Origin of the sequence: Synechococcus sp. L2F (assembly GCF_024345695.1) — a bacterium.
In the GTDB taxonomy this organism is placed as follows: Bacteria; Cyanobacteriota; Cyanobacteriia; order PCC-6307; family Cyanobiaceae; genus MW101C3.
In genome coordinates this window covers 580,745-596,287 of sequence record NZ_JAGQBP010000001.1, presented here as the reverse complement: position 1 = coordinate 596,287, position 15,543 = coordinate 580,745, and the positions used below count along the sequence as shown (strand labels likewise).

Genomic DNA, 15,543 nt, shown 5'->3' with positions numbered 1-15,543 from the left:
ACCCTTCAGGATCAGAGGGTTGTTCTTCCCTGGGTCGATGCCTGATGTGCGCCTGGCCGATTACCGGCCTTATCCCTACGCGCTGGAGCGCACGGACCTGACCGTGCGCCTCTTCCCCGACCACGGCCTGGTGGAAGCGACCCTTTCGTTCCTTCCCGCGGCGGGGGCGTCTGCAGCTGTTCAAGCCGCTTCACCGTTGGAGCTGCGGGGGGTGGGGCTGGAGCTGGAGGCTCTGGCCATCGACGGGGAACCACTTCCGCCTGCCGCCACCCACCAGGAGGAGGGGCTTCTGGTGGTGCTCCAGCCGCCGCAGCGGCCGTTCGTACTCACCAGTCGGGTGCGGATCGACCCCTACACGAACACCACCCTGGAAGGCCTCTATGCCAGCGGCGGCATGGTGACAAGCCAGTGTGAGGCCGAAGGCTTCCGCCGCATCACCTTCCACCCCGACCGACCGGATGTGCTCAGCCGCTTCCAGGTGCGGATCGAAGCGGAGCAGGAGCGCTACCCGGTGCTGCTCTCCAACGGCAATTGCCAGGCTGCCGGTGCCCTGGCCGATGGCCGCCACTTCGCGGTCTGGGACGACCCCTTCCCCAAGCCCTCCTATCTGTTCGCGCTGGTGGCCGGACGGCTTGAGGAGGTGCGCGGCAGCTTCACCACCGCCAGTGGCCGGATGGTGCAACTGCGCCTGCATGTGGAGCCTGGCGATTCCCCCTACACCGCTCATGCGATGGCCTCGCTGCAGCGGTCGATGGCCTGGGATGAGCAGGTCTATGGGCTCGAATACGACCTCGATGAATACAACATCGTGGCTGTGCGCCATTTCAACATGGGCGCCATGGAGAACAAGAGCCTGAACATCTTCAACTCCAAGCTGGTGCTCGCCGATGCCGAAACCGCCACTGATGGTGAGCTCGAACGCATCGAAAGTGTGATTGCCCACGAATACTTCCACAATTGGACGGGGAATCGCATCACCTGCCGTGACTGGTTCCAGCTTTCCCTTAAGGAAGGACTCACGGTGTTTCGCGACCAATGCTTCACCGCCGATCTGCACGGTGCCGATCTCAAGCGCATCGAGGATGTGGCGATGCTGCGCAATACCCAATTCCGGGAAGATGCAGGACCCACTGCCCACCCGATTCAGCCGAATCACTATCAGGCGATCGACAATTTCTACACCACCACCATCTATGAGAAAGGTGCGGAAGTGATCCGTATGCTGCACACATTGTTGGGTCCTGCCACCTTCATGCGCGGCATGGCGCTCTATGTGCAGCGCCACGACGGCACTGCCGCCACCACTGCCGATTTCCTGCAGGCCATGCAGGACGCCGCAACGGAAGCCTCTGCGGCCACCGCCGATGGCCAGGGCGACGATCCCTCACCGCTGCGCTTCAGTTTCGAGCAGTTCAGCCGCTGGTATCACCAGGCCGGCACCCCCGTGGTGTCGATCGATCGCCATTGGGACGGCGCCAGTGGCGCACTCGCCATGGTGCTGCGCCAGCACACCCCCGCCACCCCGGGCCAGCCGCGCAAGCAGCCGTTGGTGATTCCCCTGGCCCTGGCCCTTGTGGGTGAGGACGGCCAGGCCCTGCCCCAGACCGGTGGATCGCCCGTCGTGCTGGAGGCTGCGGAGACCCAGCTGCGCTACGAGGGGTTGCCCCCGGGACCGACGCCGCCGGCCCTCTCGGTGCTGCGGGGCTTCTCGGCGCCCGTGCGGCTCGAGCTTGCCCGGCCGACTGCCGAACTGCTGCACCTGTTCGCCTGTGACAGCGACCCCTTCGCCCGCTGGGATGCAGGCCAGACCCTGCTGCGGCAGGCCGTGCTGGCCCGGGCCGCCGGTCGCAGCGACCCGGAACTGGAATGTGGGCTTACCGCTGCCTTTGCCGCGATCCTCACCGACAGCAGCTTGCCGCCTGCCAGCCGCAGTGCCCTGCTGGCCCTTCCCGGCATGGCCGAACTGGAGGATCTGGCCCCGGAGCCGGATCCTCCGGCGCTGTTTGCGGCCCTGCTGGACCTGGAGCGGGTCTTCGGCGCTGCCGTGGAAGAGCCGTTGCTGGAAGCGCTTGCCGCCTGCCGGCTGCAGTGGGAGCAGCCCTGGCCTCAGGGGCAGGGTGAGCGGCGCCTGACCGCCACGATCTGGAGCTGGCGAGCGGCGGCCGGGGATGAGGCCGTGCGCGAGGCCGCTGCCGCTGCGGTGCAGGGACCGTCGATGACGCTCGCCAGGGCAGGGCTGCGGGCCCTGCAGGTTCACCCCTGCGAGCAACGTCGCCGCGCGCTGGAGGCCTTCTACCAACGCTGGCAGGAGAAGCCGGTGATCCTCGATGCCTGGTTCGCGCTGGAGGCCAGCGCCCCCTTCGCCGATGGGCTGGAGCGGGCGTCAGCTCTGCTGGCCCATCCGCGCTTCGACCCGGCAGCCCCCAACGCGATCCGCGCGGTGCTGGGGGGCTTTTCTGCCAACACGCCGGTGTTTCACGCGGCCGATGGCACGGGCTATCGGTTCATGGCCGAGCAGATCGTGGCGCTCGATCGGCGCAACCCGATCACGGCGTCGCGGCTCGCGAAGCTGTTCAGCCGCTGGCAGAGCTATGCGCCGGAGCGGGCCGGGCACATGCGCGCGGCGGTGGAGCAGCTGGCTGCGGCGGATCTCTCTGCCAACACCCGCGAAGTGGTGGAGCAGTGCCGTTCGCTCGGCGCCGGAGAAGGGGTGGCGGCCTGAAGGCGATCAGCGGGGCGCCGCTCCGGCGCTGGAGGCCTGTCCCTTGGCGGGGCTCTGCCCGCGACCGAAGGCCTGGCGGTGCAATCGGGTGAACGCGTCGCGCCGGAGGGAAGCTCCCTCGGGCCCGGCGTAGGTGCCCCACAGGCCTTCCCAATAGAAATAGATCACGCCATGACCACGCTGGGCCGCCAGCTCCACCTTCTGATTGAGCGTGGCCATGTCGGGAGTGCGGCCACCGAAGCCCGCCAGGATGCCGATTTCCACGGGCAGGCCCCACTGGCGGGCCTTCACCAGCGCCGGCTGATCGAGATCACGGGCGAAACCGCGCACCGAAAAGGCGTAGTTCTGAACCACCAGGTCATCCACCAGTTTGCCCAGGGCCCAGATTTCCCAGTCCTGGAGCCAGTGGTTGTAGGCGAAGCGGAACGGTCCAGGGGACAGGCTGATCACCGCCTTGTCGTTGCTGCGGCGCAGTTCCCTTCGCAGCTCCCGCAGCAGGCCGGTGAGCTGCTGGCGCCGCCAGCTCATCCATTCGCGGTTGTTGAAATCCGTGGGAGGTTCACGCCCCTTCTCCTTGCTGAACAGGGCCCGGGAGTAGGGGTCGTAGCCCAGTTCCACCGGCCAGGCGAAGTGGTCGTCGAGCTGGATGCCGTCGACACCACAGCGCTGCACGATCTCCTGGATCAGGCCGATGAAGCGGGCGCGCACGCCGGGGTGGGCCGGGTTGAGCCACACCCGCAGATCCCGGAGCGGTGAGGTTTTCAGGTTGGCGCCGTGCATGGCATAGAGGGTGGAGCCATCGCTGCGCTGCAGCACCCACTCGGGATGACGCCGCACCACCTCCGCGTCGGCGGGCTCCATCATTCCGTATTCGAACCAGGGGATCACCTGCATGCCGCGCCGCTGGGCGGAGCGGGTGATCTGGCAGATCGGATCGAGTCCCGGAGCAGCCTTCAGCAGGGCCGGTTCGGTGGGAGCAAAGCGGCTGCGGTGGAAGGTGGTGCCCCGGCTCCACACATTCGGGTAGAGGGTGTTGAACCCGGCAGCTGCCAGTTCCTTGACGGCCTGCTCGATCCGGTTGCGGTCGTAGTAGAGGAGGCTGGGGCTGTTGGTGAGCCACACTCCCACGCGCTGGCTGGAGGCGGCAGCGGGCAGCAGGCCGACGCTTTGCAGTCCTGTGGTGAGCAGGGCCGTGACCAGCACCGGCAGGGCCTTCTTCAGCCGCACCCGCAGGGGAAAGGGCGCCTCGGAGCGGTGGCGTTCGGGTGGTTTCAGCGGAACATCGAGCTCACAGAGCTTTCCTCGTGGATGCGCCAGATGGCTTCGCCCAGCATGTTGGCCACCGAAAGCACCTGCAGCTGCGGGAAGCGGCGGTCGTCGCTGATCGGGATGCTGTTGGTGACCAGCACCTCTTCGAACAGGCCGGGCTCGGAGAGCCGCTCGATCGCGGGAGGGGAGAACACCGCATGGGTGGCGCAGGCCAGCACCCGGGTGGCGCCCCGCTGGCGCAGCAGTCGGGCGCCCGCGCAGATGGTGCCGCCGGTGTCGATCATGTCGTCGATCAGGATGGCCGTCTTGCCGGCCACGTCGCCGATCACTGTGAGGCTCTCAGCCACGTTGTGGCCGGAGCGGCGCTTGTCGATGATCGCGAGCGGCGCATCGCTCATCTGCTTGGCGAAGGCCCGGGCCCGGGCCACGCCGCCCACATCCGGTGACACCACCACCACCTCGCCGAGGTCGCGGGTGCGCAGGTAATCCACCAACACGGGCGAGCCGTAGATGTGATCGCAGGGGATGTCGAAGTACCCCTGAATCTGGGAGGAGTGCAGGTCCATCGCCAGCACCCGGTCGACGCCGGATTTCACCAGCAGATTGGCCACCAGCTTGGCAGTGATCGATTCGCGGCCCGCCGTCTTGCGGTCGGCGCGGGCGTAGCCGTAGTAGGGCACCACGGCGGTGATCTGCCGGGCCGAGGCACGCCGGCAGGCATCCACCATGATCAGCAGCTCCATCAGGTGATCGTTCACCGGAGCGCAGGTGGGTTGGATCAGGAAGACATCGCAGCCGCGGATCGATTCCTGAATCTGGATATAAAGCTCACCATCGGCGAAGCGCTTGATCGCGCGCGGCCCATCGGGAACACCGAGATAGGCGCCGATCTCGCGGGCCAAGGCCTGGTTCGACGTGCCGCTGAACAGCCGCAACCGCCGGGTGTCGTGAGGGGGCTGGTCCTGCTCGACCCGATCGGCTGTCAGGAAACGGGTCACGGCGGGCGTGAGCGAGGTCGGCATGGAGCTGATGGTAGAAGCCTTCCGGTCGGATGCCGGCGAAACCTGGTGGTATGAAGAATGATGAACCACTGCCTGCCGGTCTTGTCCGAACAGCGGTCCTTGCTCACCTCTCCCCTGGTGCTGGCCGGAGCCGGCCCGGGCGGGCTGGCGGCCCTGCCCCAGGCGGCCCCGCGCCTGCAGTCGCTGCTGGCCCTGCCCGCCACAACCGAGCTCAGCCAGCTGGCCGCTCAATCGGTTGAGCCCGATCAGCTGATGGCGGCCCTCCAGGGCCACCGGGGCGGCGCTCTGGTGGCGCTCGAGCAAGACCCAGGCCGCTGGCTGCCGGTGGGCACCCGCTGGGCGGAGGTGCTCGGCGCCTGGCGGCAGCCCACCCTGCTGCTGGTGACGGCTGACGACGCCACCAGCGGGCTGGCGGCGGCCTACACCGCCCTGCTCGATCGCTCCGCCGTGCCCCTGCTTGGCCTGGTGCAGTGGGGCGGCAGCTGGGACGGGTCGGCCCGCGCCTGCGAGGGTCTGGCCTGGCTCGGTGCGCTGCAGCCAGGCGACCACGGCGCTGCCGGTGCGGAGGTGTTGCTGGAGGCCCTGAAGCTGCGCTGGCAGCGCCTCACCACCCTCTGAGCGGCCTGCGCTGATCCATCGCGATGGCCGGAGTGGGGCTACCCCGCCGGCCACAGCGGCTGCTCTGCTCCCGGCGCCACTTGCCGCAGCGTCTGGCCAGGCTCGGTGGTGGGTGCCAGCGGGAGTTTGTCGTAGCGCACGGTGTGGGCCTGCTGGATCGCCACGTTGAGCAGGCTCAGCATCTCGGTTTCCGTCAGGTTGGTGCCAACCAACGGCTGGAGCTGCCTCACCTGCTGCGCCAGTTTCGCCGTGCCGTCAGGGCGCCCCAGCTGCTCCAGCAGGCCGGCGATCACCTCCTGCTGGCGGCTGCGCCGTCCGCTGAGGCCGTCGTCCTTGCCCTTGAAGCGCACCAGCTGCTCCACCTGCGGGCCCTTCAGCACCTGCAGCCCGCCCTGAAGATCGACCCGGTAGTTCTGGGTTTTGTCGTGGTAACGGACGGCCTGATCCAGGTTCAGCTCCAGCCCGCCCAGGCCGTCCACCAGGCTGCGCAGCACCTGACGCGGCATCACCACATAGCGCTCAGGCTGGCCAGGGTCAAGGCCTACCAGCTCCCCCACCCCGCCTGCCGTGAGGGCAGGGCCGCCCAGCCGGTAAAGGGCCCCCAGACTCTGCACCTTCTTCTGACCCGGCACCTGCACAGCCAGTTCGGTGGGCACATTCAGCACCCGCATCGCCCCGCCCGGATCGGCCCGGATCAGCAGCAGCGTGTCGGCGTTGGCGGGGCCGGGGGGTGCGGCGCCGTTGGTGCTGGCATCGAGCCGGTCGGCGTCGGTGCCGATCAGCAGCACCGTGATGGGACGGATCGGCGGATCGGCCAGATCCTTGTTGAGGGCCGCTTGATCGCTGCTGACCAGGCCGGGGTCGGGCCGCGACCACACACGCTCGAACAGCACCACCGTGCCCACGGCAGCCAGAAGGGCCAGGCTCAGCTTCCACAACCGCGACCCCAACCGGGCGCGGGGGCGGCCGCCAGGCTCCGCCTGGGCAGGACCCGCAGGTGACACGTCCGAACCCCCTGCCGATCGCGCCGCACCCCGTGGGCGTGCCTTGCTCCCGCCTGCCATCGGCGCTCATGCTTGCGAAGGCTCAACTTTGCCGTAGCTCCGGCACGGAAGCCGGGCCTGCCGATAGGTTGAAGCTCCCTTGCCCCGTCAGGCTGGACGCCGCTTTGACCGCCGCCCCTCCCCTCCCTCACGAACGGGCCCGGCCCCTGCCCAAGGGCAGCACAAAACCGGCCAAGGACCTCTGCAGCGACTGCGGTCTGTGCGACAGCCGCTGGGTGGCTTACGTACGCCAGGCCTGCGCCTTCCTCCAGCAGCGCTTCGAGGCGATGGAGCAAGCCGCCCACGGCCGCAGCCGTGACCTCAGCAACGAGGACGAGCTCTACTTCGGCGTCAGCCAGCGCATGGTCACGGCCCGCCTGCAGCCCCCGATCGATGGGGCGCAGTGGACCGGCATCGTGTCGCGCATCGGCGTGCGGGCGCTGGAAACGGGCCTGGTGGATGCGGTGCTGTGCGTGCAGCAGAGCCCCGACGACCGCTTCACGCCGGTGCCGGTGCTGGCGCGCACCCCCGAGCAGGTGCTGGCGGCACGGGTGAACAAGCCCACCCTCTCCCCCAACCTGGAGGTGCTGGAGCAGTTACCCGGCAGCGGCATCCGCCGCCTGCTGGCCATCGGTGTGGGCTGCCAGGTGCAGGCGCTGCGGGCCGTGCAGGACACCCTGCCGCTGGATCAGCTCTACGTGCTCGGTCTGCCGTGCGTGGACAACGTGAGCCGCCAGGGGCTGCAGACCTTTCTGGAAAGCGCCAGCGATTCGCCCGCCACGGTGGTGCACTACGAGTTTATGCAGGACTTCCGCATCCACTTCCGCCACAGCGACGGCCGCGAGGAGACGGTGCCCTTCTTCGGTCTCGACACCCCCCGGCTCAAGGATGTGTTCGCCCCCAGCTGCCTCAGCTGCTTCGACTACGTGAACGGCGGCGCCGACCTGGTGGTGGGCTACATGGGCGCCACCTTCGGCCGTCAGTGGCTCACGGTGCGCAACGCCCGCGGCCAGGAGCTGCTCGATCTGGTGGAGGCGGAACTGGATCTGGCGCCGGTGAGCAGCCGCGGGGATCGCCGCGCCGCGGTGCAGCAGGGCATCGACGCCTACGACAAGGCGGTGCGCCTGCCCCGCTGGCTGGCTGAGGTGGTGGGCTTCCTCGTGCAGCGCGTCGGGCCTCAGGGGCTGGAGTATGGCCGCTTCTCGATCGATTCCCACTTCACCCGCAATGCCCTGTGGCTGCGGCGCCACCATCCTGAGATGGCCGAGCGCCACATCCCGGCCTTCGCCAAGGCGATCGTGGCGCGTTACCGCCTGCCGCGCACGTGAGCGACGCCGACCTTCCCCCAGGCCCCGGGACAGCGGGCCGCTGTGGTGTGCTGCTCCACCCCACGGCCCTGCCGGGCACGCCCGGCTGCGGCAGCTTCGGCGCCGCTGCCCACGCCTGGATCGACCTGCTGGCCGACCACGGCATCGACGCCTGGCAGTTGTTGCCACTGGCCCCCGCCGATGGCACCGGCTCTCCCTACAGCTCCCCCAGCGGCTTTGCGCTGAACGCCTGGTTTCTCGACGGCGACGCGCTGGTGGCCGATGGCTTTCTGGAAGCCGCCGATCTTGCCGCGCTGCCCCCCGGCCGCACCGATCGCCTCGACCTGGAGGCCTGCCCGCTCCGCTCGGCGGCCCTGGCCCAGGCGCTCGAGCGGCGCTGGCTCCAGCAGTCGGCTGAACGCCAGGCCGACTTCCAGCGCTGGTGCCAGGCGGCAGCTCCCTGGCTGGTGGAGCACTGCCGCTTCATGGTGCTGCGGGAGCTGCAGGGAGGCCTGCCCTGGTGGCAATGGCCTGTCCCGCTGGCGCAACGGCAGTGGCGGGCCCTGCGCCGCTTCGACCGGGAGCAGGCGGCGGCCCTGCGGCAGGAGGCCCTGGTGCAGTGGCACCTGGAGCGCCAGTGGCAGCAGCTGCATGACCATGCGCGCCATCGCGGCGTGCAGCTGATCGGCGATCTTCCTTTTTATGTGGCCCACGACAGTGCCGATGTCTGGGCTCGGCGCCGCCTCTTCTCGCTGCGCCGGGATGGTTCCCTCACCCAGCAGAGCGGTGTGCCGCCCGATTACTTCTCCGACACCGGCCAGCTGTGGGGGACACCCGTCTATCGCTGGTCGCTGCATCGCTTCACCGGCTTCCGCTGGTGGCTCCGGCGGCTGCAGGGGCAGCTGGAACGGCTCGATTTGCTGCGTCTGGATCACTTCCGCGCGCTGGAGTCGTACTGGGCGGTGCCCGGTGAGGCACTCACGGCCCAGCTGGGCGAATGGCGCGCTTCGCCAGGGGTGGCGCTGCTGAGGGCGTTGCGTCAACGGCTGGGTGGCCAACTGCCCCTGATCGCCGAAGACCTGGGCGTGATCACGCCTGCGGTGGAGGCTCTGCGCGACCGCTTTCGCCTGCCGGGTATGAAGATCCTGCAGTTTGCCTTCGACGGCAACGACGGCAACGCCTACCTGCCCGAGAACTACGTGGGCCGCCACTGGGTGGTGTACACCGGCACCCACGACAACGCCACCTGTATCGGCTGGTGGGACTCCCTGCCCGAGGATCAGCGCCGTCAGGTGGGTGAACGGATCGGCATGATGATCGAGGCCCCAGGCTGGCAACTGCTTGAACTGGCGCTCGCCTCGCGCGCCGAACTGGCGGTCGTGCCCCTGCAGGATCTGCTCAGCCTGGGCGATCAGGCCCGCTTCAACACCCCTGGCACGGCGGGGGAGGCCAACTGGAGCTGGCGGCTGGAGCAACCTGTGCAGCAGCTCAGTGAGCCGATCGCTGCCCTGGGCGCCCTGGCGGCCCGTTACGGCAGATCGGCGGGCGGCGCAACCGAGGGGAGTGCTGCTGGCGCTGCCGCTGAGCCCCGCGCTGCTGCCGGCGGCACGCGGTAAACCCCCGGCCGCCCGGCTTCGGCCTCCAGCGGCTGCTCGTTCCAACGCACGGCCCCGCTGCCCGCCGCCGGTGGGGGAGTGAGCTGCACCTGCAGCGGTGGCTGCATCTGCAGCACGAGGGAGCCCCGCGCCCCTTGCAGCCGGGTGCCTTCTCCCGATTCGCTGCTCAACTGGAGGCTTGTGGGCTGATCCAGCCGCAGGCGCAGCACGCCAGGACCACCCCCCGCCTGGCGCGCTTCCCGGCTCCATTGCTTCTGCGCCACCCCACGGGCCGCCTGCTGGAGGGGCCGCAGGTCGGGGTGGACCTGCAGCAGCAGGGCATTGCTGTCGGGCGGTTTCACCCGCTCCGCTTCCGTGAGCGGCGGCACGGGCCGCAGCGTGAGCTGGTTGGCCGCCGCCAGCTGCTGCTGCTGCAGATTCACGGCGTAGATCAGGCCGGCGGTCAGCAGGCCATAGAGCACCGTGCCTTGCCAGCTGGTGAATACATCGATTGAGCCCGGCGTGAAGCGCCGCAGCAGCGAGGGCTGCTTGCTGTGGTCGTCGAGTGGGTGGGCTTGCAGCGGCAGGGCGGCGTTGAGCGCACCGGGTTCCAGGCCGAGGTGCTGCTCAAGCAGCGCCAGCATCGTGCGCAGGTAAGCGGGCTCCGGCAGGCGGTCACGCCAGCCCCTCTCCAGCGCCTCGATCACCGGGGTGCTGATGCGGGTTTCGGTGGCGAGCTGGCGCAGGCTCAGCCCCTGCTCCTCCCGCTTCTGGCGCAGCAGCCGGCCGAGCTGCAGCAGGGGATCTTCGGGCGCCGGTGGGGCCGAGGCCGCCGCCGACGGCTCCAGACGCAGGCGCCGCCGCAGGGCCTGGGGAAGCAGGGAGGTGATCCGGGGGCGCGGCATCGGGGGCGGCGAAGGGTCAGTGCTGGTGTCCAGCACCGGAAGCAGGTTCGTCCCATTGTCGAGCGTCGATGGGGCGCCACTGGCCTGACGCCAGGGTGCCCAGCTGCAGATCCCCGATCGCCACCCGCAGCAAATCCAGCACCGGATGGCCCAGCAGGGCAGCGGTGCGGCGGATCTGCCGGTTTCGTCCTTCCCGCATTTTCACCTCCAGCAGCGTGCTGGCGGCCGATTGGCGCAGCCGGCGCAGCTGCACCGGCAGGGCGGCCTCACCATCGAGCGCCACGCCCCGGCGCCATTGGGCCAGCGCGGCCTCGCTCGGGTGGCCCTGCACCAGCACTCGATAGGTCTTGCCGTGGCCATGGCGGGGATGGGTCAGCCGCAGGGTGAGGGCACCGTCGTTGGTGAGCAGCAGGGCGCCGCGGCTGTCGATGTCGAGCCGGCCCACCGGGTGCAGGCCGGTGCCCTCGGTGAGGGCCGCTGGCAGCAGATCCAGCACCGTGGGCCTGCCCTGCGGGTCATGGCAACTGCTCACCACACCAGGGGGTTTGTGCAGCAACAGCGTCTGACGGGTTACGGCAGGACGCAGTGGCTGACCGTCGAGCTCCACCAGATCGGTGCTGGCATCGGCCTGATCGCCCAGACCGGCCAGCCTGCCGTTCACCCGCACGCGCCCCTGCAGCAGCAGATCCTCGGCCCGCCGCCGGGAGCAGACGCCGGCGGCGGCCAGCAGCTTTTGGAGTCGCTCCCTTGGCATGGCATCCGGCAGCGGAGGGCCCGGCGGCAGGCGCCGGCCGGGGCGGGCACAGCCGCATTCTCTCCCGCGTCGGCGGCCGCTCGCCGCTCCGCCAACTGAGGCCGGGCTGGCACGCCGCCAGCAGGCGTTGGGCTGGTGCGTAGCTAGCAGGTGCGGGGATGGTGTGCGACCGATCCATGGTGGTAAATTACGAAACACAAACGTTTCCTAACCCTGCGAAACGCCACCATGCCTTCCCCGCCCTTGGCCACGGTTGATGCTTCCAGTGCCTCCATGGCGAGCGGCGACCTGGTGCGCTCGTATCTGCGGGACATCGGCCGCGTGCCGTTGCTGAGCCATGAGCAGGAGATCACGCTGGGCCGCCAGGTGCAGGAGTTGATGAGGCTGGAGGAAACGGAGCTTGAGCTGGAGATGCGCGCCGGCGGGGTGAAACCCACGATGGAGGTGCTGGCGGCGGCGCTGGAGCTGCCGGTGCCGGTGCTGCGCCGCAAGCTGGCGAGCGGTCGGCGGGCGAAGGAGCGGATGGTGGCGGCGAACCTGCGGCTGGTGGTGAGCGTGGCGAAGAAGTACACCAAGCGGAACATGGAGCTGCTGGATCTGATCCAGGAGGGAACGATCGGCCTGGTGCGGGGTGTGGAGAAGTTCGATCCCACGCGGGGCTACAAGTTTTCGACGTATGCGTACTGGTGGATCCGGCAGGGGATCACCCGGGCGATTGCGGAGAAGAGCCGGACGATCCGTCTGCCGATCCACATCACCGAAACGCTGAACAAGCTGAAGAAGGGTCAGCGGGAGCTGAGCCAGGAGCTGGGCCGCACGCCCACGCTGAGTGAGCTGGCGGTGGCGGTGGAGCTGCCGGAGGAGGAGGTGAAGGATCTGCTGTGCCGAGCACGGCAGCCGGTGAGCCTGGAAACGAAGGTGGGCGACGGGGAAGATACGGAGCTGCTGGATCTGCTGCAGGGGGACGGGACGCTGCCGGAGGAGAGCGTGGACAGCGAATGCCTGAGGGGGGATATGCGGGCACTGCTGGAGCAACTGCCGGAGTTGCAGCGCGATGTGCTGAAGATGCGCTTCGGGCTCGATGGCGAAGAACCGATGAGCCTCACCGGCATCGCCCGCTCCCTCGGCATGAGCCGCGACAAGACCCGCAACCTCGAACGCCGCGCCCTCGACGGCATCCGCTCCCATTCCCGCCGCCTGGAGGGCTACCTGGTGGCCTGAGCCCTCACCGGCCGGAGTTGAATCGGGCACGGAAGCGGTTGTAGATGGCGTTCATCGCCAGCATCAGCAGCCCCACGCCGATGAACACCACGCCACGGAGTCCCAAATCCGCCTGGGCCATGTCGATCGCCACCAGCCGCACCAGGCAGGCCCCCAACCCCAGCAGGGCCAGCCAGCGGAACTGCTGATCGCGCAGCACGGCGCTCAGCAGGTAGATCACGAACGCCTGCAGGGCCCACAGCAGCGTGAGCAGCGATCGGTCGTAGCGGGCCGCCAGGCTCCAGGCCACGGCCACGAACATCGGGTAGTACAGCCAGCGGTTGGGAGCGGCGGCGACGCGCCGGGCGATCCAGCTCAGTAACGGCAACCCCTGCGAGGCCGCCTGCAGCGGAGTCTCCAGTTTCTTGTGCGCCAGCAGGATGAACAGCACCTCCAGTGCGATCGCCAGCACCCCCACCGTCTGCGGCTGCCCCAGCCAGCGCTCTGGAGCCGGCGGCAGTGTGTCCAGCATCGCCAGCAGGCCGAGGATGCCGCGCCAGTACACCAGCACCGCATACACGGCCAGCCGCGGCGCAAACAGGCGTTGCAGCTTCGGGATCACCAGCAGCACCGCCAGCAGCGACCAGGCCACTGGCCGCCACAGCGGACCGACCTCCACCGCGATGCCCAGAACCGAAACCAGCACCGCCGCTTCCAGCGCCAGAGGCTGAACGCCACGCCAGAGCGGCAGCGCCGTCAGGCCTGCGCCGGGGCGGAGGAACCAGACCCGCAGCGCCACCACCAGGGCGAACAGCTGGATCGGCAGGCGGGCGCTGAAGCTCACGCGGCCCAGGCTGAGCAGCTCCGGGCTGGGCAGGATCACCAGCAGGTAGGCCGTGAGGAACAGCACCAGGTAGCCCAAGGCCATCACCAGCAGCTGCAGGGCGGGCCCCCGCGACCGGCGGCGGGCGAGCTCCAGCGCACCCGCAGCCAGGGCCAGCCAGGCGGTCCCGGGCAACAGCTCCGAGATCGGTGCCAGGGCCAGATACACCCCCAGGGCGGCGGTGACTCCGAACAGATGCAGTCCGGTGGCCCTCAGCGCGGGCCGGCCACCGGCACCGGCTAGCAGCAAGGAGAGTGCGGCCAGGGGCAGGAGCCGGATCAGCAGGGGCGCCAGCGACCAGGGCGCCTGCACCACCAGCACGAGCCAGCTGGTCAGGTGTGCCATGAAGATTGCCAGCCCGCAGCCGCCGAGCAGGCCCGGCGGCCGTTGCCGGCGGGCGAGCAGCAGCAGGGCGCCCACCACCACCAGCGCCAGCGTTTCCCGCCAGGGAGCGGGCGCGCTGATCGATGTGCCCACCGCCACCAGCAACCCGCTGATCCAACCCAACGCGGCTGGCCACGGCAGCGGCACGGCGCGGCGCTGAAGCAGCAGTTGCAGCAGAGCTGCCAGCAGGCCGGCACCGATCAGCACAGCGGCGTTCTGGCCCTGCTCCAGAGCCGTGGGTGCGGTGGTCAGTGCATCGACGGCGGCGGTGATCAGCCCCGTGAACACCAGGGCAACGGCCACCAGATTCACCGCTCCCCACCCCCAGCGCCGCAGCACCGGATCGTGCTCGCTCACGGCCAGGCCGAGGAACAGCACGGTCTCCAGCCAGAGGCCGGCCACCAGCAGCGGCCCATTCACCACCAGCGGCTGCAGGCTCAGCACCGCTGCCATCGCCAGAACCTGGGCCACCAGCAGATCGCAGCGGACCAGCCAGCGCACCCCCGCCCGGCCGGCCCCCTTACCCAGCGTGTAGGCGAGGGCAGCGGCCAGGGCCAGGCCCACGATGCGCTCCGCCGCATGGGTTGGTGTCACCAGCAGGGCCAGACCTACCCCGCCCCAGCGGCTGACCAGCAGCAACAGGGGGAGGGGGCGCAGTTCTGGCGCTCTGCCGCGCGGATGGTGCTGCCACAGCGCCCCTCCGCCGAACACCACCAGGGCACCGACCAAGGCGAAGCCACGCTCCGGCTGCATGGCCTCCAGCAGCGCTCCATTGCCCGCAAGCCACCAGAGCTGGAAGCCGGCATACGCCCAGGTGACCACCAGTTGATGACGTTCCTGCCGCTGGGGCAACGGCATCGCCAGGCCCGCCACCGTCACCAGCGTGGCAAGGGCGAGGGTGATTGGGTTCTGGCTGGCGATCAGCAGGGGCACCAGGTTCACCACCACGTGCAGGGAGGCCACCGACTGGCTGGGGGCCACCCGGGCCAGCAGCAGATTCACGGCCATGCCCACCGCCAGCAGCAGCACAGCCGGACCAGGCGCTTCGATCCAACGCAGCCCCAGTTCCGGCAGGGAGCCGGCGGCGGCGCAGGCGAACAGCAAGAGAGCGCCACCGCCGCTGCGCATCCACAGGCTCAGTTCGCGCCAGGGGCTTGGGCGACCCAGCAGCAGCGAAGGGGCCGCCAAAGCGGCAGCGGTGGCCACGGTGATCAGGAAGCGCTCGAAGCCCCCGAGCCGCAGGCCCACGTTCACCACGACGAAGGTGACCCCGGCCACCACCACCATCACGCCCAGGATCCCGGTCCAGTTCTCGACCAGGAGCCGCTCCAGCTTCCCGGGCGTTCTGGGTCCGCGAGGCGACGGCGTGCGCGGCGACAGAGGCGGCGGGGGTGGGAACGCGGGCCCTGTCGGCGAGGAAGTCCCGACGTCGGCATCCATCGGCGGAACAACGACCACCGCCACATCCCCCTCCACCACATCCGCCACCACCGCGGATTCCGCCGCCGCTGGCCTCAGGCGGCTTGGACCCAGGGGCGGCGCTGACGGAACCGGTGCGCTGGGTTCCGTCTCGAGCCGCTTGCCCGCTGCCTGCCCGACTGGAGCTGGAGGCAGCGCGCCCAGCCGGGCTTCCAGCTGCTGCAGCCGGCGCTCCAGTGTGTTCAGCTGCCCCCGCTGCAGCGAATGGCTGTGCAGCCACAGCCCGATCAGCAGGATCGCCAGCAGGATCGCCAGCACCAGGAGGGGAACGCCCACGATGGACCCGGCGACTGCCCTGGTTTCTAACCCTGCCATCACAGGTTGTCCCATGCCGGGCTGATTCCGGTGGGGCGGAACAGCCA

The 15,543-nt window shown here is 69.5% G+C and carries 11 protein-coding genes; 5 read left to right on the top strand and 6 right to left on the bottom strand.

Annotation, left to right across the window (positions count from 1 at the left end):
* Positions 1–37 precede the first annotated feature (37 nt).
* On the top strand, positions 38–2,722 hold the full coding sequence (gene pepN / locus KBZ19_RS02915) for an aminopeptidase N (RefSeq protein WP_255099707.1): 2,685 nt from the start codon (positions 38–40) through the stop codon (positions 2,720–2,722).
* A gap of 6 nt (positions 2,723–2,728) precedes the next feature.
* On the opposite strand, the gene KBZ19_RS02910 is transcribed toward pepN, so the two are convergent.
* On the bottom strand, positions 2,729–3,943 hold the full coding sequence (locus KBZ19_RS02910; protein ID WP_399220095.1) for a glycoside hydrolase family 10 protein: 1,215 nt from the start codon (positions 3,941–3,943) through the stop codon (positions 2,729–2,731).
* A 50-nt stretch (positions 3,944–3,993) separates the two neighbouring features.
* Entirely contained in the window at positions 3,994–4,989 is a 996-nt protein-coding gene (locus KBZ19_RS02905) for a ribose-phosphate pyrophosphokinase (RefSeq protein ID WP_094510475.1), read from the bottom strand.
* Positions 4,990–5,112: 123 nt separating this feature from the next.
* On the opposite strand from KBZ19_RS02905, the gene KBZ19_RS02900 reads away from it, so the two are divergent.
* Positions 5,113–5,631 (top strand): hypothetical protein, encoded by a 519-nt coding sequence (locus KBZ19_RS02900; protein WP_255099706.1) that lies wholly within the window; start codon positions 5,113–5,115, stop codon positions 5,629–5,631.
* Positions 5,632–5,669: 38 nt separating this feature from the next.
* On the opposite strand, the gene KBZ19_RS02895 is transcribed toward KBZ19_RS02900, so the two are convergent.
* Positions 5,670–6,635: an LCP family protein gene (locus KBZ19_RS02895; protein WP_255099705.1), complete on the bottom strand. Its 966-nt coding sequence runs from the start codon at positions 6,633–6,635 to the stop codon at positions 5,670–5,672.
* 164 nt (positions 6,636–6,799) lie between these two features.
* Between KBZ19_RS02895 and KBZ19_RS02890 the strand changes: the two genes are divergently transcribed.
* Both KBZ19_RS02890 and malQ read left to right on the top strand, forming a co-directional pair.
* Positions 6,800–8,002, top strand: a complete 1,203-nt coding sequence (locus tag KBZ19_RS02890) for a Coenzyme F420 hydrogenase/dehydrogenase, beta subunit C-terminal domain (RefSeq protein WP_094510403.1) — start codon at positions 6,800–6,802, stop codon at positions 8,000–8,002.
* A complete protein-coding gene (gene malQ / locus KBZ19_RS02885; protein WP_255099704.1) occupies positions 7,999–9,597 on the top strand; it encodes a 4-alpha-glucanotransferase in 1,599 nt (532 codons plus the stop codon). Before KBZ19_RS02890 ends, malQ begins: the two co-directional genes overlap by 4 nt.
* On the opposite strand, the gene KBZ19_RS02880 is transcribed toward malQ, so the two are convergent.
* Positions 9,510–10,481 carry a helix-turn-helix transcriptional regulator gene (locus KBZ19_RS02880; RefSeq protein ID WP_094510476.1) on the bottom strand — a complete coding sequence of 324 codons (972 nt, stop codon included), beginning with the start codon at positions 10,479–10,481 and terminating at the stop codon, positions 9,510–9,512. The genes malQ and KBZ19_RS02880 overlap by 88 nt on opposite strands.
* Before the next feature lie 16 nt (positions 10,482–10,497).
* Positions 10,498–11,235 carry a pseudouridine synthase gene (locus KBZ19_RS02875; RefSeq protein ID WP_255099703.1) on the bottom strand — a complete coding sequence of 246 codons (738 nt, stop codon included), beginning with the start codon at positions 11,233–11,235 and terminating at the stop codon, positions 10,498–10,500.
* Positions 11,236–11,463: 228 nt separating this feature from the next.
* On the opposite strand from KBZ19_RS02875, the gene KBZ19_RS02870 reads away from it, so the two are divergent.
* Positions 11,464–12,456, top strand: coding sequence for an RpoD/SigA family RNA polymerase sigma factor (locus KBZ19_RS02870; RefSeq protein ID WP_255099702.1), 993 nt, complete (start codon positions 11,464–11,466; stop codon positions 12,454–12,456).
* 4 nt (positions 12,457–12,460) lie between these two features.
* On the opposite strand, the gene KBZ19_RS02865 is transcribed toward KBZ19_RS02870, so the two are convergent.
* Entirely contained in the window at positions 12,461–15,457 is a 2,997-nt protein-coding gene (locus KBZ19_RS02865; RefSeq protein ID WP_255099701.1) for a hypothetical protein, read from the bottom strand.
* Between the last annotated feature and the right edge of the window lie 86 nt (positions 15,458–15,543).

Coding starts and splice junctions, on each gene's coding strand:
- KBZ19_RS02875 (WP_255099703.1), bottom strand. CDS start 11,235: ATGCCAAGGGAGCGACTCCAAAAGCTGCTGGCCGCCGCCGGCGTCTGC.
- KBZ19_RS02880 (WP_094510476.1), bottom strand. CDS start 10,481: ATGCCGCGCCCCCGGATCACCTCCCTGCTTCCCCAGGCCCTGCGGCGG.
- pepN (WP_255099707.1), top strand. CDS start 38: ATGCCTGATGTGCGCCTGGCCGATTACCGGCCTTATCCCTACGCGCTG.
- KBZ19_RS02870 (WP_255099702.1), top strand. CDS start 11,464: ATGCCTTCCCCGCCCTTGGCCACGGTTGATGCTTCCAGTGCCTCCATG.